This window comes from Pseudarthrobacter sp. 902506025 (genome assembly GCF_040702325.1).
In the GTDB taxonomy this organism is placed as follows: domain Bacteria; phylum Actinomycetota; class Actinomycetes; order Actinomycetales; family Micrococcaceae; genus Arthrobacter.
Genome location: NZ_JBFBKW010000008.1, coordinates 194,977 through 215,005, shown reverse-complemented (window position 1 = coordinate 215,005; position 20,029 = coordinate 194,977). Strand labels below are relative to the sequence as shown.

The 20,029-nt window shown below is 67.7% G+C and carries 18 protein-coding genes; 11 read left to right on the top strand and 7 right to left on the bottom strand.

Annotation, left to right across the window (positions count from 1 at the left end):
• The 5 genes from AB0280_RS15525 to AB0280_RS15505 form a co-directional block, all read right to left on the bottom strand.
• A partial coding sequence (locus tag AB0280_RS15525; protein ID WP_307488516.1) for a hypothetical protein occupies positions 1–182 on the bottom strand: 182 nt, incomplete at its 3' end.
• Positions 183–321: 139 nt separating this feature from the next.
• A complete protein-coding gene (locus AB0280_RS15520; RefSeq protein ID WP_236561043.1) occupies positions 322–1,401 on the bottom strand; it encodes an adenylate/guanylate cyclase domain-containing protein in 1,080 nt (359 codons plus the stop codon).
• A 112-nt stretch (positions 1,402–1,513) separates the two neighbouring features.
• Positions 1,514–2,113: a PH domain-containing protein gene (locus AB0280_RS15515; protein WP_307488517.1), complete on the bottom strand. Its 600-nt coding sequence runs from the start codon at positions 2,111–2,113 to the stop codon at positions 1,514–1,516.
• The gene (locus AB0280_RS15510) at positions 2,106–3,014 is read right to left on the bottom strand and encodes a biotin--[acetyl-CoA-carboxylase] ligase (protein WP_366367716.1); all 909 of its coding nucleotides are present in this window, start codon (positions 3,012–3,014) and stop codon (positions 2,106–2,108) included. Before AB0280_RS15510 ends, AB0280_RS15515 begins: the two co-directional genes overlap by 8 nt.
• An 84-nt stretch (positions 3,015–3,098) precedes the next feature.
• Positions 3,099–3,986 carry an SDR family oxidoreductase gene (locus tag AB0280_RS15505; RefSeq protein ID WP_307488519.1) on the bottom strand — a complete coding sequence of 296 codons (888 nt, stop codon included), beginning with the start codon at positions 3,984–3,986 and terminating at the stop codon, positions 3,099–3,101.
• A gap of 215 nt (positions 3,987–4,201) precedes the next feature.
• On the opposite strand from AB0280_RS15505, the gene AB0280_RS15500 reads away from it, so the two are divergent.
• The 5 genes from AB0280_RS15500 to AB0280_RS15480 all read left to right on the top strand — a co-directional run bounded on the left by AB0280_RS15500 (position 4,202) and on the right by AB0280_RS15480 (position 10,317).
• Positions 4,202–5,785 carry an acyl-CoA carboxylase subunit beta gene (locus AB0280_RS15500; RefSeq protein WP_159632455.1) on the top strand — a complete coding sequence of 528 codons (1,584 nt, stop codon included), beginning with the start codon at positions 4,202–4,204 and terminating at the stop codon, positions 5,783–5,785.
• Entirely contained in the window at positions 5,785–6,033 is a 249-nt protein-coding gene (locus tag AB0280_RS15495; RefSeq protein ID WP_307488781.1) for an acyl-CoA carboxylase epsilon subunit, read from the top strand. The genes AB0280_RS15500 and AB0280_RS15495 overlap by 1 nt, the downstream gene beginning before the upstream one ends.
• Positions 6,034–6,074: 41 nt before the next feature.
• Complete coding sequence (locus AB0280_RS15490; protein ID WP_307488520.1) at positions 6,075–7,760, top strand: DUF885 domain-containing protein; 1,686 nt, start codon at positions 6,075–6,077, stop codon at positions 7,758–7,760.
• 134 nt (positions 7,761–7,894) lie between these two features.
• Complete coding sequence (locus AB0280_RS15485; RefSeq protein ID WP_307488521.1) at positions 7,895–8,746, top strand: phosphatase PAP2 family protein; 852 nt, start codon at positions 7,895–7,897, stop codon at positions 8,744–8,746.
• Between the two features lie 119 nt (positions 8,747–8,865).
• Entirely contained in the window at positions 8,866–10,317 is a 1,452-nt protein-coding gene (locus AB0280_RS15480; RefSeq protein ID WP_159632457.1) for a dicarboxylate/amino acid:cation symporter, read from the top strand.
• A gap of 114 nt (positions 10,318–10,431) precedes the next feature.
• On the opposite strand, the gene AB0280_RS15475 is transcribed toward AB0280_RS15480, so the two are convergent.
• Complete coding sequence (locus AB0280_RS15475; protein ID WP_366367713.1) at positions 10,432–10,995, bottom strand: hypothetical protein; 564 nt, start codon at positions 10,993–10,995, stop codon at positions 10,432–10,434.
• Positions 10,996–11,193: 198 nt separating this feature from the next.
• On the opposite strand from AB0280_RS15475, the gene AB0280_RS15470 reads away from it, so the two are divergent.
• The 6 genes from AB0280_RS15470 (at position 11,194) to AB0280_RS15445 (ending at position 18,300) form a co-directional block, all read left to right on the top strand.
• On the top strand, positions 11,194–11,883 hold the full coding sequence (locus AB0280_RS15470; RefSeq protein ID WP_307488522.1) for a TetR/AcrR family transcriptional regulator: 690 nt from the start codon (positions 11,194–11,196) through the stop codon (positions 11,881–11,883).
• An 18-nt stretch (positions 11,884–11,901) separates the two neighbouring features.
• On the top strand, positions 11,902–14,424 hold the full coding sequence (locus AB0280_RS15465; protein ID WP_366367711.1) for an MMPL family transporter: 2,523 nt from the start codon (positions 11,902–11,904) through the stop codon (positions 14,422–14,424).
• A gap of 9 nt (positions 14,425–14,433) precedes the next feature.
• Complete coding sequence (locus AB0280_RS15460; RefSeq protein ID WP_307488524.1) at positions 14,434–15,078, top strand: Maf family protein; 645 nt, start codon at positions 14,434–14,436, stop codon at positions 15,076–15,078.
• A 130-nt stretch (positions 15,079–15,208) separates the two neighbouring features.
• Positions 15,209–17,020, top strand: a complete 1,812-nt coding sequence (locus AB0280_RS15455) for an acetyl/propionyl/methylcrotonyl-CoA carboxylase subunit alpha (RefSeq protein ID WP_370871747.1) — start codon at positions 15,209–15,211, stop codon at positions 17,018–17,020.
• Positions 17,021–17,038: 18 nt separating this feature from the next.
• Positions 17,039–17,476 (top strand): YybH family protein, encoded by a 438-nt coding sequence (locus tag AB0280_RS15450; protein WP_159632463.1) that lies wholly within the window; start codon positions 17,039–17,041, stop codon positions 17,474–17,476.
• Positions 17,477–17,568: 92 nt separating this feature from the next.
• A complete protein-coding gene (locus AB0280_RS15445) occupies positions 17,569–18,300 on the top strand; it encodes a glutamine amidotransferase (RefSeq protein WP_224025498.1) in 732 nt (243 codons plus the stop codon).
• A 57-nt stretch (positions 18,301–18,357) separates the two neighbouring features.
• Here the strand turns inward: AB0280_RS15445 and AB0280_RS15440 are convergent, their stop codons facing one another.
• On the bottom strand, positions 18,358–19,767 hold the full coding sequence (locus tag AB0280_RS15440) for an MFS transporter (protein WP_307488525.1): 1,410 nt from the start codon (positions 19,765–19,767) through the stop codon (positions 18,358–18,360).
• Positions 19,768–20,029: the final 262 nt, after the last annotated feature.

Below are 20,029 nucleotides of genomic sequence, written 5' to 3'. Positions count from 1 at the left end.
CCACCGTCATTCAACTCCACCTCAGTGGTCTTGAACCCCGGATACAACACAGCACCCGTCACCACCACAGCAACCACAGCACCAAACGCAGTACCGGAGAACCACCGGGAGCGCGCCAGGCGGCTCCACCGGGGCGTGCCGGAGACAGGGCTTTGGGCGCGCGTTTGTCCGCGACGTTTCATGAGTGAAAATCCCCCGGTAGATCTAGGCTCTTTGCCTGCAGCCGGCGTCACGGGACCCCGGGCACCACAACGATACCGCTATACGCCAACAAATGGACAAATTCTTCCAGCAGGCCTGGCGGCGGCCGAAACCTGGTTCCTAGTCGAGGACCAGGCCCTTGCCCCGGCCCCGTGTGAGGCGGACGGGATTGATCTCGCCGAAGCCGCGCACGTTTTCCGGCTCCTGGGGAATCAGGACGAACCGCTCGTCGTGCTCCAAGGCGGAGGCGGTCATGGAGTCCACCAGCACCGTGCCCGGATCCGCAAGGGTGGTCAGGCGCGCTGCGAGATTGACAGTGGGACCGTAGATGTCGCCCAGGCGGGACAGGATCCTGCCCCACACCATGGCCACCCGGGCTTCGGGGAGGATCTCGTCCTCGGTGAAGGCCTCGGCGAGCGCCAGGGAGATCTCGGCACCGGCTGCCGGGGTTTCGGCGATGTACAGGACTTCATCGCCCACCGTCTTGACCAGCCGGCCGCCGCCGACGGAGATGATCTCGGCGCACTTGTTCTCGAAGCGCTGGACCAGGCGGGCGAGCGTCTTTTCGTTCATCCGGCGGGACAGGCTGGTGTAGGAGACCAGGTCAGCGAACCCCACGGCGCGGGCCAAGGGCAGCGGAGCGTCATCCTCGTCGCCTTCGCGGCCTTCTTCGCTGGCCTGCAGGCCGGCTTCGGCCCGGACCGCGAGCCGCTGGACCCCGGCGTTGAGCTGGCGGCGCCAGGAGTAGACCAGCACTTCCTCCAGCGCGTCCACCAGCGCGGGCAGTTCGTTGACCAGGCGCTTGCGGGCCACGGCATCCGTGACGCCCTGCTCGTGGACCATGTCCTCCACCAGCGCTTCGATCTGCCAGACCACCATGCGGTCGGTCATTTGGCCGATGGAGCGGGTCACCGAAATGGCGGCTTCCTCCGTGAGCTTGCCGGCGCGGACCAGGTCCACCACCGTGGACAGGGCCGCCTGGTCACGTTCGGTGAAGGCCACGTCCTCATCGCCGAAGTTCGGGAACCCCAGGGCGCGCCACAGTTTGCGGGCAGAGAGCAGTGAGAGTCCCGCGCCGGCAGCAACTTCACGCCGGCGGAGCTTGCGTTCACCACCCAGCAGCCGGGCTTCGAGCGCCTTCATGGCCAGGCGTTCGGCGGACATGGCGCCTGTGGGCGGGTGCCGGTCGACGGCAGGCATCTCCACGGGGGAATCCGGGCCGGCCAACGACGCGCCGGCATGGTAGTCGCCGGAAGCAGGCTCGACGGCGGCGGTTCCGGTCGGGATGCGCTCGACGCGTTCCTGCTGGGCCTCATCGGTCATCCCGTCCACCTTCTCTCATGTCCTCCGGAAAAGCACCGGCGGGGTAATACGTCGCGCCACCCGGCTGGGTCCCGCTGTCCTCCGGCAGTTCCCCGATGGCGTCGAGGATAAAGTCGCGGAACCGGGCAACCTCGGGCACGTCGCGAAAGGTCACCATGCCCTGGTGCCCGGTTTCCAAGGATATATTCCCTGAGCGCACCAGTCGCTGCAGCAGCGATTCATGGACCGTCAGGTTGCGCACCGACGCCAGGTTCACCTGCTGGTCCCGCCGGTTCAGCAGGCCATACCGGGCCACCATCCGCTGGCTGGTCAGGGTGTAGCGGGTGCCTTGCCAGCGCAGCAGGCGGGGCAGGCAGTAGCCCAGCCATACGGCTGCGGCGGCGAGGACGCAGGCGGTCACGAGCCAAGGCGTCCACTGCCGGCCCAGGGTGGGCACCAAGCGGGCGGCCCCGCCGCGGATGACCCAGCCGCTGGCGAAGGCGGCAAGTGCCGGCGCCAGGACAAAGGCCACGGCGGCTCCGGTGAGCTTCCTCGGCTGCGGACGCGTGGTGACGATGACCTGCTCCCCTGGCACGAGGGTTTTACGCATACCCACCCTGGTTTGGCGCGTCCGGGGAAGTCCAGGGCCGCAGGTGCACCACGTCACCGGCGGTGACCACGTGCTCGTGCGAGTCCCGGTCCACCACCAGCAGGGAGCCGTAGTCATCCAGCCGGGATGCATGCCCAATGATTTCGTGGTCGCCGGGCAGCTGCGCGCGTACCTGCTTTCCCAGGGTGACCATGACGGCCTCCACCATTTTGTGCAGCGAAGGGCCCCCCGCCATGCCGGCCGTCGGGTCGCCGTCGGCGTTGCAGAAACTGCGGTACAGGACCGCGAAGTGGGACAGGTAGCTTTTCAGCAGCGCGGTGCGGTCGGTGGTGCGGGCACCTTCGATGGCCACGGACGTGGCAGTGGGAACCGGAAGTTCGCTTTCGCGCAGGGTGACGTTCAGCCCGGTCCCCAGGATCACGGGGGGCACGCTGCCGTCCACCATGGGGCCCAGCTGGGCCAGGATGCCGGCGATCTTCCTGCCGCGCACCAGGACGTCGTTGGGCCATTTGAGCTCGGCCGGGAGGCCCGCCGTTTCCAGCAGTGTTTCACGCAGCGCCAAGGCTGCGATGAGGGACAGCCAGGAGTAGCTCTGGGTGGGGAGGGGCCTGCCCTCCGCGTTGACCGGACGCAGCACCACGGAGACCGACACCGAGCTCAGCGGGGGCGCCTCCCACCGCCTGTCCAGGCGTCCCCGTGCAGCTGTCTGGTACTCCGCCGTCAGGACGGAGAGGTCCGGCCAGGCCCCAGGGTCCACTGTGACACCGCGCAGGAGGTCGGCGTTGGTGGAGCCGGTGGAGTCCACGACGTCGATCCGGGGGATCCCCGCGGCGGCGAGGAAACGCTGGTCGGCCAGGTCCCCTCGGTTCAGGGGGGAACCCGGTGCATGTGCGTCATCCATAGCTAGATCCTACCGAGCCCGGCCCGGTCCCACCCAGCCACCTGCCGTCCCGGAACAGACCGTCAGGGCACCGCCGGGGGCATGCTAAAGGAAGATGTCGGGAACCAGCCGGTCTTCGGGTGCCCCCAGGCTGTAGGGGCGGAAGTCGGTCACGCCCGCGGCGGCGAGGACCTGCTCATCCGTGTAGAAGTTGCCCGACGGCGGCGCGCCCGCGGCGAGGTTGCTTCCAGTCAGGACGGCGTGGGCGGCGTCGGCCATGATCTGCGGGCCGCGCGCGGCCAGCACCATGGTGTCGCCGTGGGGCATGTTGCGGATGGCCGCCGTGTCGATCAGCGTGCATGGCCACAGTGAGTTGACCCTGATCCCGTCAGCCTTGAGTTCCTCGGCCAGGCCCAGGGTGGTCAGGCTCATCCCGTATTTGGCCATGGTGTATGCAAGGTGCTTTCCAGCCCAGGAGGGGTGGAGGTTCAGCGGCGGCGAGAGCGTCAGGATGTGCCCCTGTTTGGAGGCACGCAGCGCCGGGAGCGCCAACTTGGACAGCAGGAAAGTGCCACGGACGTTGATGTCCTGCATGAGGTCGTACTTCTTCATGTCCACGGCGTCCGTGGTGGAGAGGTCAATGGCGGAGGCATTGTTGATGACGACGTCGATGCCGCCGAACCGGTCCACGGCTGCGGCCACGGCGCCTGCCACGTCCTCGTCCCTGCGCACGTCGCCCACCAGGGGCAACGCCTGGCCCCCGGCCGCCTCCAGCTCCCGGGCTGCGGTGTAGACCGTCCCGGCAAGCTTGGGGTGCGGCTCCCCCGTCTTGGCAAGGAGGACGATATTGGCGCCGTCCCGGGCCGCCCTCAGGGCGATGGCCAGGCCGATCCCGCGGCTGCCGCCGGACAGCAGGATGGTCCGGCCCGCCAGGGAGCCGGCGGCCCGGTACGGGCTTTCGGAGGCATGCAAAGCATCGTCGCTTGAAGTCATGGGAACACTGTAACCCAACTATGTTACCGGTGAGTAACATTGCGAAGGGGCTGCTCGACCCGCAGAAAATTGTAGGTTCCCTACAGCCGTCGGCGCCCAAACCGTCACTAGACTTGCCAGCAGGGTTGGTCTTTTGTGTGGATGCTACTTAAAGCGCCGGACAACACGGGCCGCCAGCCGACAGAACTGACCTGCTACAGAGCCGGAGACACTTGATGAGCCACGATCTGACAACGACAGCGGGAAAGATTGCCGATTTCCGCGACCGCCAGGCGCGCGCCGAACAGCCTTCCGGCCCCGAAGCCATCGAAAAGCAGCACGCCCGCGGCAAGAACACTGCCCGCGAGCGCATCGCGCTGCTGCTGGACGAGGACTCGTTTGTTGAGTTTGACGCCCTGGCCGTGCACCGCTCCACCGCCTTTGGCATGGAAAAGAAGAAGCCGCTGGGCGATGGCCTGGTCTCCGGCTACGGCACCGTGGACGGACGCCTGGTGGCGGTCTACAGCCAGGACTTCACCGTCTACGGCGGATCGCTGAGCCAGGTCAACGGCGAAAAGATCGTCAAGGTCCAGGAGTTCGCGCTCCGCAACGGCTGCCCCGTCGTCGGCATCCTGGACGGCGGCGGCGCCCGCATCCAGGAAGGCGTGGCCTCGCTGGCCATGTTCGCGGACATCTTCCGCAACAACGTCCACGCATCCGGCGTGGTGCCGCAGATTTCGCTCATCATGGGCCCGTCCGCCGGCGGCGCGGCCTACTCCCCCGCGCTCACCGACTACGTGGTGATGGTGGACAAGACCTCACACATGTTCATCACCGGCCCGGACGTCATCAAGACCGTCACCGGCGAGGACGTGGACATGGAAACCCTCGGCGGCGCCCGGCAGCACAACGCCACCACCGGAACCTCCACCTACCTGGCCTCGGACGAGACAGATGCCATCGAGTTCGTCCGCGAACTACTGGACTTCCTCCCGTCGAACAACCTGGCAGAGGCACCCGTCCTGGGGCACCAGCAGGAGTTGGAGATCGACGACGACGACCTCGCCCTGGACACGCTGGTTCCGGATTCAGCCAACCAGCCCTACGACATGCGCGCAGTGGTGGAGCAGATCGTGGACGACGGGCACTTCCTGGAGATGCAGGCCCTGTACGCGCCCAACGTGATGATCGGCTATGGCCGGGTGGAGGGCCACACGGTAGGCATCGTGGCCAACCAGCCCCTCCAGTTCGCCGGCACCCTGGACATCGCCGCATCGGAAAAGGCGGCCCGCTTCGTGCGCCACTGCGACGCCTTCAACATCCCCATCATCACCCTGGTGGACGTCCCCGGCTTCCTGCCCGGCAAGGACCAGGAGTTCCAGGGCATCATCCGCCGCGGCGCGAAGCTTCTCTACGCCTACGCCGAGGCCACCGTCCCCAAGCTCACCGTCATCACCCGCAAGGCCTACGGGGGCGCCTACATCGTCATGGGCTCCAAGAAGCTCGGTGCCGACCTGAACCTGGCGTGGCCCACGGCGCAGATCGGCGTGATGGGTGCGCAGGGTGCGGTGAACATCCTCTACCGCCGCGACCTCGCAGCCGTTGCCGAGGACGGCGGCGACGTCGAGGCCCGCCGCGCCCAGGTGATCCAGCAGTACGAGGAAGAACTCCTCAACCCCTACCAGGCCGCCGAGCTGGGCTACGTGGACGCTGTCATCGCCCCCTCGGACACCCGTCTCCAGATCATCAAGGGACTGCGCGCCCTGCGGGACAAGAGGGCCAGCCTCCCCGCCAAGAAGCACGGGAACATCCCGCTGTGATCAGCACCCCAGGGGCGCCTGAGCCCGCCGAAGCCCCGGACGCGGCAGCCGCCGCACCCCTGCTCTCTGTGGTCAAAGGGCAGCCGAACGCCGAGGAACTGGCCGCGCTGGCCGCCGTCGTCCTTTCCCTCAGTGGGGAAAGCCCGGCGCCGGCCAGGACCGCCAGCGTGCGGCACTGGGTGCGGAGGCAGCAGCTGCGGCTTGCCCCCACGCCCGGACCGGGAGCCTGGAAACGCAGCCAGGGCTGACGGCTTCCACATCCTGTCCATGCGGCCGGTAGGCTCGGGATGTGACTACCGACACTGCACCCGCCACGCGCCCGCATACCCGGATCGACGATGTCGCGGACAACTACACCGACACCCTGATCAGGCTCAATCCGACCTTTGCCACCACCCTTGGCCTGCCGGGACATGAGACGGAATACCAGGACTTCTCCCCTGCCGGCATCGCCGGGTTCGCCGAGGCGGCACGGGACGCCCTCGTTGCGCTGGAAGGCCTGGAGCCGGAGGACGACGTGGACGCCGTCACCCTGGACGCCATGCAGGAGCGGTTGGGCCTGCAACTGCTGATCCACGCCTCCGGGTGGGAGTATGCGGACCTGAACAATATCGCCTCCCCGGCCCAGGACATCCGCGCCATCTTCGACCTCATGCCTACCGGAACCGAACAGGACTGGGAGCACATCGCCGGGCGCGCACACAACGTGCCGGCGGCCATCAGCGGCTACACCGAGTCCCTGCGCATGGCCAAAGATGCAGGCAAGGTCGCCGCTGCCCGCCAAGTGCGCATCGTCATCGAACAGGTCAACAAGTACGCCGCCGGGGACGGCTTCTTCGCAAAGCTGGCCGCGGGTGCCGCCACGGATGCGGGGCCGCTTCCCACGGCCCTGCAGGAGAAGCTCGACGCCGGTGCTGCCGCCGCCCGCCGGGCCTACGCCGGCCTGGCGGAATTCCTGCGCACCGAGCTGCTCCCCGCTGCTCCCGAAAAGGATGCCGTGGGCAGGGCCCGCTACGCACTGGCTTCCCGGTCCTTCCTCGGCGCAGAGGTGGACCTGGAGGAAACGTACGCGTGGGGCGTCCAGGAACTCGACCGCCTCATCGCGGAGCAGGAACAGGTCGCAGCCGCCATCAAGCCAGGCGCCACCATTGCCGAAGCCAAGGAAATCCTCAACAACGACCCCGCACGTCAGCTGAAAGGCACGGAGGCGCTGCGGGAATGGATGCAGGGCCTCTCCGACAAGGCCGTGGCCGAACTCGCCGGCGTGCACTTCGACATCCCCGAGGTGATGAAGACACTTGAGTGCCGGATTGCCCCCACCGACGAGGGCGGCATCTATTACACCGGCCCGTCCGACGACTTCAGCCGGCCCGGCCGCATGTGGTGGTCCGTTCCCGCAGGCGAGGACACCTTCACCACCTGGGCCGAAACCACCACCGTGTACCACGAGGGTGTTCCGGGCCACCACCTCCAGGTGGCCACCGCCACCTACCGGCGCGAACTGCTTAACAAGTGGCGCCGGAACGTCTGCTGGACCTCCGGCCACGGCGAGGGCTGGGCCCTCTACGCCGAGAAGCTCATGCAGGAACTGGGCTACCTGAACGATCCCGGCGACCACATGGGAATGCTGGACATGCAGCGCATGCGGGCAGCCCGCGTGGTCTTCGACATCGGCGTGCACCTCGAACTCGAGATGCCCGAACGCTGGGGAACCGGCACCTGGACCCCGGACAAGGGCTACGGATTCCTCAAGGAAAACCTCCCCATCAGCGAAGGCCAGCTCAACTTCGAGTTCACCCGCTACCTTGGCTGGCCGGGCCAGGCCCCCTCCTACAAAGTTGGCCAGCGGCTCTGGGAACAGATCCGTGCGGAGCTGGAGTCACGGCCCGGGTTCGACCTGAAGGAGTTCCACACCAAGGCCCTCAACATCGGTTCTGTTGGGCTCGATACCCTGCGCCGGGCGCTGCTGGGCTGACAGTCCATCCCCCGGCCGGATCCCTGGCCGGCGGACCGCGCCCCCGGCATTCGGTGGACAGCGCCCACGGCAATCCATAAGCTTACTTACTAAATTGCCGTGGCGCGCACCGCCGTATGGACAGGGAGACGACGTTGACCAACCTCCAAGAGACACCGGCCGGGACGGGGGTGTCTGGTGAACTGCGCCAGGACACGACCGTCGGCGGCAAGGACCTCACCAGATGGGACACCCGGACAGGCCGGCGCCTGGTGGAAGTGGTCCACCGCATCAGCCAGGTACTGGGCCCGCATGGCGCACTGATCCTGACGCTGCTGGTGGGGGCGGTCATTTCCGCCGCCCTGACCGCCGCGTTCAGCGAGGTCTATGAAGCGGTAGTGGCCGCCGACGGGGTGGCCGGACTCGACCATCCGGTATTGGCGGCCAGCAAGGACCTCCGTACCCCTGCCCTGGATGTGGCGGTCACGGCCTTCACCGATGTTGGCGGGACCATCGGGATGCCGGTCCTCGCCGTCGCCATCATGGCGGTGCTCGCGTTGCGGCGCCGCTCCTGGACCCCCGTCATCCTGATCGTCACCGCGGGCCTGGGTTCACTGCTGATGACGATCGCCGGCAAGCGCCTCGTGGGACGCACGCGGCCGGACCTCAGCGACGCCGTACCGCCCTACGAACACTCGGCATCGTTTCCCAGTGGACACTCACTGAACGCGGTGGTGATAGCAGGCATCGTGGCGTACCTCATCATCCTGCGGCTCCACTCGAACCGCGCCCGCATCCTCACCGCCGCGGCGGCAGCCCTCTTCGCTGTCGCGATCGGCCTGAGCAGGGTCTTCCTGGGCCATCACTGGCTCACCGATGTGCTGGCGGCCTGGGCATTGGGTGCCGCCTGGCTGGCCATCGTCATCACCGCCCACCGGCTCTACCTGACGGTCAGGAAACACCACGAACCACGAGACGTTAAGCACACCCCTGCCGGGAATAAGTAACAAATGCCGCCGTCATCCCTGATTCTCCGGGGATTTCCGGCTGGGGCCCGCATCCAGAGCGCGTAATATTTCTCAATGTTGGTTCGACGTGATATTTAACGGAGGTCTAGCTTGTTCTGGTGAGCACTCAGACAAGCACCCCCTCCCCCGCAGGGAAGACCGGATTCCAGCTCCCCAAGTGGGCGGGTTCCTTCGGCTTCCAGATCATCGCCGCCCTCATTGTGGGTCTTGGCCTCGGCCTGCTGGCAAAGTACACCGGCAGCACCAAGACCAACCCCAACGCCCTCGGCGCCACGCTGCAGACCATCGGCTCAAGCTATGTGTCACTGCTGCAGACCGCCGTTGTTCCGCTGATCTTCACCGCCGTCGTCAGTTCCATCTCCAACCTGCGGCAGGTATCCAATGCCGCCCGGCTGGCGTGGAACACGCTCCTGTGGTTCGCCATCACGTCCCTGATCGCCGTGCTGATCGGCATGGGCCTGGGCGTGCTGCTGCAGCCCGGCGCCAACACCGGCATCGCCGGAGACGCCAAGTACACCGGCAAGTCCGGTGACTGGTGGGCCTTCCTCGTAGGCCTCTTCCCCAAGAACTTCCTCGGCCTGGGCGCCAGCTCCACCGTCGCCGATTCCGGCGCCGTCACCACGTCGGTCAGCTTCAACGTCCTGCAGATCCTGGTCATCGCCATCGCGGTGGGCGTCGCCGCGCTGAAGGTGGGCAAAGCCGCAGAGCCGTTCCTCACCCTCAACGCATCAGCCCTTGCCGTGATCCAGAAGGTGCTGTGGTGGATCATCCGCATCGCGCCGCTGGGCACCATCGGCCTCATCGGCAACGCCGTCGCCGTCTACGGCTGGGACACCATCGGCTCGCTGGGCAAGTTCACCGTTGCCATCTACGCGGGCCTGGTCCTGGTGCTGTTCGTGGTCTACCCCATCCTGATCCGCAGCCACGGCCTGTCCATCAAGCAGTACTTCTCCGGCGTATGGCCCGCCGTGCAGCTGGCCTTCGTGTCCCGTTCCTCGGTGGGAACGCTGCCGCTGACCCAGCGCGTGACCGAGCGCAGCCTGGGCGTCCCCCGCGCCTACGCCTCCTTCGCCGTGCCCCTGGGCGCCACCACCAAGATGGACGGCTGCGCAGCCATCTACCCCGCCGTCTCGGCGATCTTCGTGGCCCAGTTCTTCGGCATCCACCTGGACTTCAGCCAGTACCTGCTGATCGCCCTGGTCTCCGTCCTCGGCTCCGCTGCAACCGCCGGCACCACCGGCGCCGTGGTGATGCTCACCCTGACACTCTCCACGCTGGGACTGCCGCTGGCCGGCGTCGGACTCCTCCTTGCCATCGACCCCATCCTGGACATGGGCCGCACCGCGGTCAACGTCGCGGGCCAGGCACTGGTCCCCACCATCGTGGCCAAGCGCCAGGGCATCCTGGACGAGTCGCTGTACAACGCCCCCCGCAACGGCACGCCCTTTGTTGAGGAAGAAACAGGCAGCGACGCCGCCGCCGGTGGCCCCGCCACGGACGGCACCAGCGCCGACACCGCACCCCGCGAACTGCAGGATGCAAAGGCATAACGCGCAGCAGCAATGAAAGACGTCCCCGGGAAACCTCCCGGGGACGTCTTTTTTGTTTCATGGGCTGCGCCTCCGGCCATTCACCGGCCGGCAGCAGTCAGCGGCCGGCATCAGTCAGCGACCGCCCCCGCCAATCACCCCGTTCTGGACCGCCTTGGTCACGGCGTCGGCTTCCGCCTGCGTCAGCTTTCCATCGGCCACGGCCTTGTCCAGGCGCGTCTTCAGCGCGGCGGCGTGCTCGGACTGCTCGTCGCTGCGGATCTCCTGGAGGGCGGCCGTCACTTTCGCCTCATCGATGCCCAACGACTCAGCCAGGGACTTCGCGAGCGCGGCCTCGCGCGCGGCGGGGTCCGGCTTCTGGCCGTCGGCGGGCGGAGTGGCGGGCTTGTTGGCGTCGCGGAAGGCCTTCAGCGCGTCAGTCACCTTGGCTTCGTCCACACCGAGTTTCGCTGCCAGCGCGGAGGCCTGCTCCATGCCGTGGCCGCCGCGGCCGCCATGCCTGCCCATGCCGTCGTGGCCGGTGCCGGTGCTGCCGTCAGCGGAGGCGCTGGAACTTGCACTCGGCGTGGGAGCGGGAGTTGTGGTGGTGGCAGAGGCCATGCCGGCCACGCCGATTCCTGCACCGAGCGCCAGCGCCGCGGCTGACAGGCCCAGGGTCATCTTCTTCGTGCGTGTCATTTCTTGTCTCCTGATTCGCCGTCGCCTGACGGCTGCTGGTGATACGCCTGGTGGCGGGACATTCCAAGCATCCGCGACCAGGTTCAGCAAAGGCTGTTGGGAACCTTTCGTTCTCCTGTGAATCCGGAGACACCCCCGCACCCGAGCCCTCGCGCAGATAACTTGCATGCAGTGCAAACTTGCACGTAGTGTAAGGCCGTGCCCAACCCCTTTTCACCGCCCGACGCGTCGCAGGACGCCGGGTCCGCCGCCCCTTCCCGGCGCGAGCTGAACAAGGCCGCCACCCGCCAGGCCATCACCGATGCCGCCCTGGGACTCCTGCGTTCCAAGGGCCCCGGCAACTTCACGGTGGAGGACATCGCCGATGCCGCAGGCATTTCGCGGCGCACTTTCTTTAACTACTTCAGCAGCACCGACGCCGCCCTGGCGTCCATCGTCCATGGCTTCCTGGACAACGCCATCCAGCAACTGCGCCTCCGCCCGGCGGACGAGCCCATGCTCGAGTCGGCCCAGGCCGCACTGGTGGCCCTGGCCGATCCCAAGGCCATCGCGCCCCTGGCTGAACTGTTCACGCTGACCCAGCAGAGCCCGCTGATGTCCCACACGGAACTGGAGGCGTGGGACCACTGCCGGGCCCAGGTCTTCACCGTGGCCCGCGAACGCCTCGCCGGCACCCCCGGCGAGCGGGACGAGCTGTATGTCCACGCCCTGGCCGGCTCCATCATCTCCTGCGGAAAAGCCGCCATGGAGGTCTGGTTCAGCCGGCGCGGCCCGGACCTGTCACCCGCCTCCCTGGCGGAACTCCGCCAACTGCTGATCGATGCCATGGCCCTGCTGGGCGCCGGCTTCACCACCACTGCTTTCCCATCCGCCACCCGTTCCTCCTGATCAGATCGGTCCTCCCGCATGGCACTCCTCCTCTACCGCCTCGGCAAGTTCTCCTACCGCCGGCGCTGGCTTGTCATCTCCCTCTGGCTTGCCGTGCTGGTGGCCGTTGGCGGTTCCGCCGCGGCCTTCCATGGCACGCTGTCCAACAACTTCCAGATCCCGGGTACCGAGACCCAGCGGATCGCGGACAAGCTCAAGCAGGATTTGCCGGCAGCCTCGGGCGGAAGCGCCACGATCGTCTTCGAAGCCCCCGACGGCGGGTTCACGGCTGAGAGCCGCGCGGCCGTCACGGATGCGCTGAAGAAACTTCAGACCATCCCCGAGGTCCGCGGAACGGTGGATCCGTTCGCCACCCAGGCCCAGGTGGACCAGGCCGGCAAGGCCATCACCGACGGCGAAAAGCAACTGGCCGCCGGCCAGGCACAGCTGGACGCCTCCCGGGCGCAGCTGGAGGCCGGCAAGGCACAGCTGGCGGCAGCCGAGCAGCAACTCACCGCGGCAGGGGCGCCGGCAGCTGCGATCGAGGCCCGGCTGGGCCAGCAGAAGGCAGGGCTGGCTGCCGGCCAGGCCAAGCTCGACGCCGGCGCCCAGGAACTGGAGGCCAACAAGGCGAAGCTGGAACTCGGCAAGCGCCAGGCCCAGGCGGCCTCCGCCATCCGCTTCGTCTCGGAGGACAACAAGGCGGCCGTGGCCCAGGTGCAGTTCAACACCTCCATCAACGGCCTGGCACCGGCGGTCCGCAAGCAGGTCCAGGAGATCGCCCACGAGACGTCCTCCGCCGGCGTCCAGGCCTTTGCCAGCAAGGAAATCACCGAGGACATCTCAGCCCTGTTCGGCACGGCGGAAATTGTCGGCATCGCCGTCGCTGCGCTGGTCCTGATCCTCATGCTGGGGACGCTGATCGCGGCCGGACTGCCGCTGCTGATGGCCATCATCGGCGTCGGCGTGGGCGTCGGCATCACCTTCGCCCTCTCCGGCCTCTTCGACATGAGCTCCATCTCCCCCATGCTGGCCCTCATGCTGGGCCTCGCCGTCGGCATCGACTATTCGCTGTTCATCGTCAACCGGCACCGGACACAGCTCCTGGCCGGCATGGATCCTGAGGAGTCCGTAGCCCGGGCCAACGGCACGTCCGGCAACGCCGTTGTCTTCGCCGGCCTGACCGTGATCATCGCCCTTGCCGCCCTGGTGGTCCCGGGACTGCCGTTCCTCACCGTCATGGGCCTGGCCGCCGCGGGAACCGTGGCCGTGGCGGTGCTCGTTGCCATCACCCTGACCCCTGCCATGCTGTCCCTGATTGGCCGCCGCATCATCTCCAGGCGGGCCTGGGCCAAGTCCGAGGCGCACAACGCGGAACCGGGCCATGAGGCAGCCGACCTCGCCACCGACCGCGAACGCAGCACCCACGGGTGGGGCGGCCTGGTCACCAAGCACCCCTGGGTTGCCCTGACCGCCGGCATCGTCCTGCTGGGCACCCTGGCACTGCCCGCCACCCAGCTCCAGCTGGCACTGCCGGACGGCGGCTCCGAGCCCGTGGAGTCCGAGGCCTACCAGGCCTACGACCTGACGGCACGCAGCTTCGGCGAAGGCGTCACCGGGCCGATCGTGGCCGTGGGCGAGTTCCCCGCGAACCTTGACGCAGCCCAGGCGCAGAAGCTGCAGTTCGACATCGCGGACAAGCTCCGCGCCGTGGACAACGTGGTGGCCGCCGTGCCGGTGGCCCTCAGCGAGGACCGCCGCACCGCCGTCTTCCAGGTCATCCCCAAGGAAGGCCCCGCCAGCGCCAGCACGGTCAAGGTGGTCTCCGAACTCCGCGGCCTGAACGCCGAAATCAAGGCCGACTACGACGTTGCCATGGGCCTGACCGGCCAAACCGCCGGCAACGTGGACGTCTCCACCAAGCTCGGTGACGCCCTGCCGCCCTACCTGGCGATCGTCGTCGGACTTTCCCTGATCCTGCTCCTGCTGGTGTTCCGCTCCATCGTGGTCCCGCTGCTGGCAACAGGCGGATTCCTGCTGTCCCTGTCCGCCGCCTTCGGCGCCGTGGTTGCCGTCTACCAATGGGGTTGGCTGGGGAACGTCTTCGACGTGGCCAACCCAGGCGCGGTGCTGAGCTTCCTTCCGATCATCCTGATCGGCGTGCTGTTCGGCCTGGCCATGGACTACCAGGTGTTCATCGCCTCCGGCATGCGCGAGGCCTACATGCATGGATCGTCAGCCAAGGAAGCGGTGCGGGTGGGCTTCCGGCACGCGGCCGCCGTGGTCACCGCCGCCGCGATCATCATGGTCAGCGTGTTCTCCGGCTTCATCTTCAGCCACCTCACCATGGTCCGGCCGCTGGGCTTCGCGATGGCTTTCGGCGTCCTGTTCGACGCGTTCGTGGTCCGGATGACCATCGTCCCGGCCGTGATGTACCTGCTGGGCGCCAAGTCCTGGTGGCTGCCGCGCTGGCTGGACCGGATCCTGCCGGACGTGGACGTGGAGGGCGCCAAGCTCAACCGCGGCCAGGCCGCACCGGCTCCGGGCGAGCTGGTCCACTAGGCTGAAACCGTGCTCCATCTGATCCTCGCCTCCCAGTCCCCCGCCCGCACCAAGCTCCTGGCGGAGGCCGGCATCCGGCATACCGTACTGGTCTCCGACGTCGACGAAGCGGCCGTCCAGGCGCGGTACGGCGTCACGGACCCGCACGACACCGCGCTGCTGCTGGCACGTGCCAAGGCCGAAGCCGTCGCCGCGCTGCCGGAAGCGGAGGGCGCGCTGGTCCTTGGCTGCGACTCCGTTTTCGAGTTCGACGGCGAGGCGCACGGCAAGCCGTACACCGCCGACGTCGCGCGGGAACGGATGCTCCGCATGAGCGGCAGCGCGGGGGTGCTGCACACGGGGCACTGGCTGGTGGACTGCAGGGACACGGACGACGATGGCAGCGCCGGCCGCGGTTCGGGCGCCACGCTCGGGGCGGTCGCCTCCGCCGAGGTGTCCTTCCTGGACATGGCACCGGAGGAGATCGACGCCTACATCGCCACCGGCGAGCCGCTGCACTGCGCCGGCTCCTTCACGATCGACGGCCTGGGCGGGGCCTTCATCCGGAAGGTCGACGGCGACCCGCACGCCGTCGTCGGCCTCTCCGTCTCCACCCTGCGCGGCCTGCTCGCTGCTGCCAACGTTCGCATCACGGACCTCTGGCCGCCGCGGTAAAGCACTCCCTTTTCTGCACCACTTGTAGCTTCCCTACAAAGGCGGGCCGGTTTACACGCGGATTCCGCAAGTAATATCGGCGGAACCTCCAAAACCGCGCTAGGCTCCCTGAAGGAAAGAAGGAGACGCCTTGTCAGCAAATTTGGAGCAGTCCGCAGGAACCACGCAGCCCAGCCTCACAAAGGTGCTGATCGCCAACCGCGGCGAAATCGCCGTGCGGATCATCCGGGCGGCCCGGGATGAAGGCATCGCCTCCGTGGCCGTCTACGCTGACCCGGACCGCGATGCGCTGCACGTCCGGCTCGCTGACGAGGCCTACGCCCTGGGCGGGACCACCGCTGCCGAGTCGTACCTGGTCATGGACAAGATCATTGACGCCGCCCACCAGTCCGGCGCCGACGCCATCCACCCCGGCTACGGCTTCCTGGCCGAGAACGCCGAGTTCGCCGCCAAGGTGATTGCCGCGGGCATCACCTGGATCGGCCCCTCCCCCGAGGCCATCTCCGCCCTGGGCGACAAGGTCCGCGCCCGGCACATCGCCGAAAAGGTGGGCGCTCCCCTGGTCCCCGGCACCGCCGACCCCGTCGAATCCGCCGGGGAAGTCCTGGAGTTCGTGGACCGGCACGGCCTGCCGGTGGCCATCAAGGCGGCCTTCGGCGGCGGCGGCCGCGGCATCAAGGTAGCCCGCACCCGGGAAGAAATCCCCGAACTCTACGAATCCGCCGTCCGCGAGGCAACCGCCGCCTTCGGCCGCGGCGAATGCTTCATCGAGCGCTTCCTGGACGCCCCCCGGCACGTGGAAACCCAGTGCCTGGCCGACGCCCACGGCAACGTGGTGGTGGTGTCCACCCGCGACTGCTCCCTCCAGCGGCGCAACCAGAAACTCGTCGAGGAGGCTCCGGCACCCTTCCTCACCGAAGACCAGAACCGCCGTCTCTACGAATCCTCCAAGGCGATCCTGAAGGAGGCCGGCTACCTGGGCGCCGGCACCTGCGAATTCCTGGTGGGCCAGGACGGGACTATTTCCTTCCTCGAGGTCAACACGCGCCTGCAGGTGGAGCACTGCGTCTCCGAGGAAGTCACCGGGATCGACCTGGTCCGCGAGCAGTTCCGGCTGGCCCGCGGCGAGGAACTGGGCTACGGCGATCCCGAGGTGCGCGGACACTCCATCGAGTTCCGCATCACCGGCGAGGACCCGGGCCGCAACTTCCTGCCCGCCCCCGGCACGCTCCGGGTCCTGAAGAACCCCACCGGTCCCGGGGTCCGCGTGGACTCCGGCGTGGAACAGGGCGACGTGATCAGCGGGAACTTCGACTCCATGCTGTCCAAGCTCATCATCACCGGCGCCAGCCGCCCGCAGGCCCTACAACGCGCCCGCCGCGCGCTGGAGGAAATGGTGGTGGAGGGCATCCCCACCGTCATCCCGTTCGACCTCGCAGTGGTCACGGACCCCGCCTTCGCACCCGCCGAGGGGCCCTTCACGGTCCACACGCGCTGGATCGAAACCGAGTTCACCAACAACCTGCCGGCCTGGACCCCGGACACTGCCGTTGACGGCGAGGGCTCCGCCGAGGAGCGCCAGCGCGTGGTGGTGGAAGTGGGCGGCAAGCGCCTCGAGGTGGTCCTCCCCGCATCCCTGGGCACCCCGGGAACGGCCTCGGCCGCCGCCGGCAAGCCGGGCAAGTCCAAGAAGCGCTCCCGCTCCGCCGGTCCGGCTGCGGCCACCGGCAATGCGCTGACCTCCCCCATGCAGGGCACCATCGTGAAGGTGGCCGTGGCGCACGGGGACGTGGTCACCGAAGGCGACCTGGTGGTGGTCCTCGAGGCCATGAAGATGGAACAGCCCCTCACCGCGCACCGGTCCGGCACCATCACGGGCCTGACGGCAACGGCGGGCGAAACGGTGTCCGCGGGCGCCATTATCGCCACCATCGAAGACTAGAAAGCGGCACACGCAGCCATGCTCGCACCAAGTTTCCAGGAAGAAGTGGACCGCTACCACCAGGCGGTCCCGGAGATCACCAGGGGAAACCCGGCGCCGATCAAGGACCTGTATTCCCGGCTGGATGACGTCACCCTGGCCAACCCGTTCGGCGGCATAGCCCGCGGCTGGGCACAGGTGGAGGCGCGGCTGGACCAGGCCGCGCGGCAGTTCCGCGACGGCGAGATGCTGGGCTTCGACACCGTCACCTCCTACACGGCCCGCGACACCGCATACCTGGTGGAGACCGAACACTTCCGGGCACGGCTGGACAGCGCCGCCGCCACGGAGGAGTTCGCGCTCCGCGTGACCAGCATCTTCCGCCGCGAGGAGGGCTACTGGAAGCTGGTGCACCGGCACGCGGACCCCGCCGCCCGGCCGCAGTCGCGCCGCTCGCTCACGCAGCCTCCGGCCTGAGGCGCCACCCAGCCTGACCTTTTCAGAAGCGCCTCCGGCCGTGTGCCGGGCCGGTGCTGGCAGGCGGCGCCGGCAGGATGCAGACTTAGCACATGCTGCCTTTCCTGCTCCTGGCCTCCCGCGCGGAAGACGCCGCCGCTGAGGACGAGTATGCCGCGTACCTGAGGTATGGCGGGCTGGAGGAGCGGGAGCTGCACCGGATCCGGCTCGAAGCCGCTCCCCTGCCCCCGCTGGACCTCTCCAGGTACTCCGGCGTCATCGTGGGCGGCAGCCCGTTCACGTCCAGCGACCCGCCGGAGCACAAGAGCACGGTCCAGCACCGGGTAGAGCAGGAGCTGGCCGCACTGCTGGACCAGCTGGTGGCCCGCGACTTCCCGTTCCTTGGCGCCTGTTACGGGGTGGGCACCCTCGGGAGCCACCAGGGCGCCGTGATCGACCGGACCTATGGCGAGCCCCTCGGCGCGGTGGAAGTGGAGCTGACCCGCGAAGGCCTGCAGGACCCCATCCTGCAGGGAATGCCCCAACGGTTCACGGCGCTGACCGGACACAAGGAGGCCGTCAGCTCGCTGCCCCCGCACGCTGTCCTCCTGGCACGGGCCGCAACCTGCCCGGTCCACATGTTCCGGATCAGGACCAACCTGTACGCCACCCAGTTCCACCCCGAACTGGACGCCGACGGGCTGGTGACGCGGATCGATATCTACCGGGACGCCGGGTACTTTCCACCGGAATCCGCCGAGGAGCTCATGGCCGCCGCACGGCGGTTCACCGTCACCGAGCCCATGGCCGTACTGAAGAACTTCGTGGCCCGCTACGCCCGGTGAAAACGGCAATGCCCGGCGTGCCGAAAGGCAGCGCCGGGCATCGGGGCAAACGAAGCGTCAGGCGACGTTGTTCTCGTAGTCCAGGTCGCGGGTCTCACGGGTGAGGAACAGCGCGATCAGGGTCAGCACAGCCATGCATGTCAGGTAGATGCCTACCAGCAGCGGGCTGCCCTTGGCGGCTTCCCACAGGGCGACGGCGATGAACGGGGCCACCGCGGCACCCAGGATGCTGGAGAAGTTGTAGCTGATGGCCGAGCCGGTGTACCGGACGTTCGTGGGGAACAGTTCCGGCAGCAGCGCACCCATGGGGCCGAACGTGAGGCCCATGAGGGAGAACCCGAGGATCAGCAGGCCCATGGTGCCCACGAAGCCGCCGCTGAACAGCGGGACAAACAGCAGGCCGAAGACGAAAATGCCGGCGGTGACGGCCATGAGCATCTTGCGGCGGCCGTACTTCTCGGCCAGCGGTCCGGAGACCAGGGTGAAGATGCCAAAGAACACGACGCCGGCAATCAGCATCCACAGGAAATCGTTGCGGCTGTAGCCAAGGCCCGGAACGAACGCGGCGGCAGCGGCCTCGGACATGGGCTTGCCGGCCTTTTCGGCTGCGGCCTTGGCGCCCTCCAAAGTGGGCTTGGTGCCGTAGGTCAGCGTGAACGTGGTCATCAGGTAGAACAGCACATACGTGGCCAGCATGATGAAGGTGCCCAGGATCAGCTGGCGCCAGCTGGACTTGAAGACCCGGCCCAGCGGAAGCTTGGCTACCTCGTTGGATTCCACCACCTTGGTGAAGGCCGGGGTTTCGATCAGCTTGAGCCGGACGTAGAGGCCCAGGATCACCATGACGGCGCTGAGCAGGAACGGGACGCGCCAGCCCCAGGCCTGGAAAGCTTCCGGGGTCAGGGTGTAGCTGGCCACCAGGAAGATGACGTTGGCAATGATGAAGCCGATGGGGGCACCGAGCTGCGGGAAGGTGCCGTAGATGGCGCGCTTGTTGGCGGGGGCATTCTCCGTGGCCAGCAGGGCCGCGCCGCTCCACTCGCCGCCGAGGGCCAGGCCCTGGGCGAACCGCAGGACCACCAGCATGGCCGGCGCCCAGAACTCCCAGCCAGGAACCAGCGCCGTGGGCAGGCAGCCGATGAGGAAGGTTGCGATGCCCATGGTCAGCAGCGACGCCACAAGGGTTCCCTTGCGGCCGAACTTGTCACCGAAGTGCCCGAAGACGATCGAGCCGAGGGGGCGGGCAATGAAGGCCACGCCGAAGACGGCGAAGGAGCTCAGCAGCTGGGTGGTTTCGTTCGCGCCCGGGAAGAAGAGCTTCGGGAACACGAGCACGGCGGCCGTGGCATAGACGTAGAAGTCGTAGAACTCCACAGTGGTGCCGATCAGGCTGGCCACGATAACGCGGCCGCGGGAGTTCACCGGCTGGTGCGAACCAGGCACCTTGGTGGTATCGGTGGATGACATGGGTAAACGCTTTCGTGAGATCGGCCGGGCGCAGGCAGTGTTGCCTCCCGGCGCGAATAGTTAGAGTTCGATCTTACTTCGCCGCGTCCAGTCAATGGACGAAACGTCCACAATGCGGACGTGTGTTGTGCATCTCATATTCCGGGCCCCGGCACCGCCTCACGCCGCATGGCGGGCCCGGATAGGCAAAAGTCACAGCGCGTTAACAAACATCGACTGTCCGCGAAACGCGCCGTCCCTACCTTGGAGGAACAACATCCCC

Bases quoted from the DNA above. Each gene is read 5' to 3' on its own strand.
- AB0280_RS15475 (WP_366367713.1), bottom strand. From the start codon at position 10,995: ATGACACGCACGAAGAAGATGACCCTGGGCCTGTCAGCCGCGGCGCTG.
- AB0280_RS15520 (WP_236561043.1), bottom strand. From the start codon at position 1,401: ATGCCTGCCGTCGACCGGCACCCGCCCACAGGCGCCATGTCCGCCGAA.
- AB0280_RS15450 (WP_159632463.1), top strand. From the start codon at position 17,039: ATGCTCGCACCAAGTTTCCAGGAAGAAGTGGACCGCTACCACCAGGCG.
- AB0280_RS15500 (WP_159632455.1), top strand. From the start codon at position 4,202: ATGAGCCACGATCTGACAACGACAGCGGGAAAGATTGCCGATTTCCGC.
- AB0280_RS15445 (WP_224025498.1), top strand. From the start codon at position 17,569: ATGCTGCCTTTCCTGCTCCTGGCCTCCCGCGCGGAAGACGCCGCCGCT.
- AB0280_RS15440 (WP_307488525.1), bottom strand. From the start codon at position 19,767: ATGTCATCCACCGATACCACCAAGGTGCCTGGTTCGCACCAGCCGGTG.
- AB0280_RS15465 (WP_366367711.1), top strand. From the start codon at position 11,902: ATGGCACTCCTCCTCTACCGCCTCGGCAAGTTCTCCTACCGCCGGCGC.
- AB0280_RS15510 (WP_366367716.1), bottom strand. From the start codon at position 3,014: ATGGATGACGCACATGCACCGGGTTCCCCCCTGAACCGAGGGGACCTG.
- AB0280_RS15505 (WP_307488519.1), bottom strand. From the start codon at position 3,986: ATGACTTCAAGCGACGATGCTTTGCATGCCTCCGAAAGCCCGTACCGG.
- AB0280_RS15515 (WP_307488517.1), bottom strand. From the start codon at position 2,113: ATGCGTAAAACCCTCGTGCCAGGGGAGCAGGTCATCGTCACCACGCGT.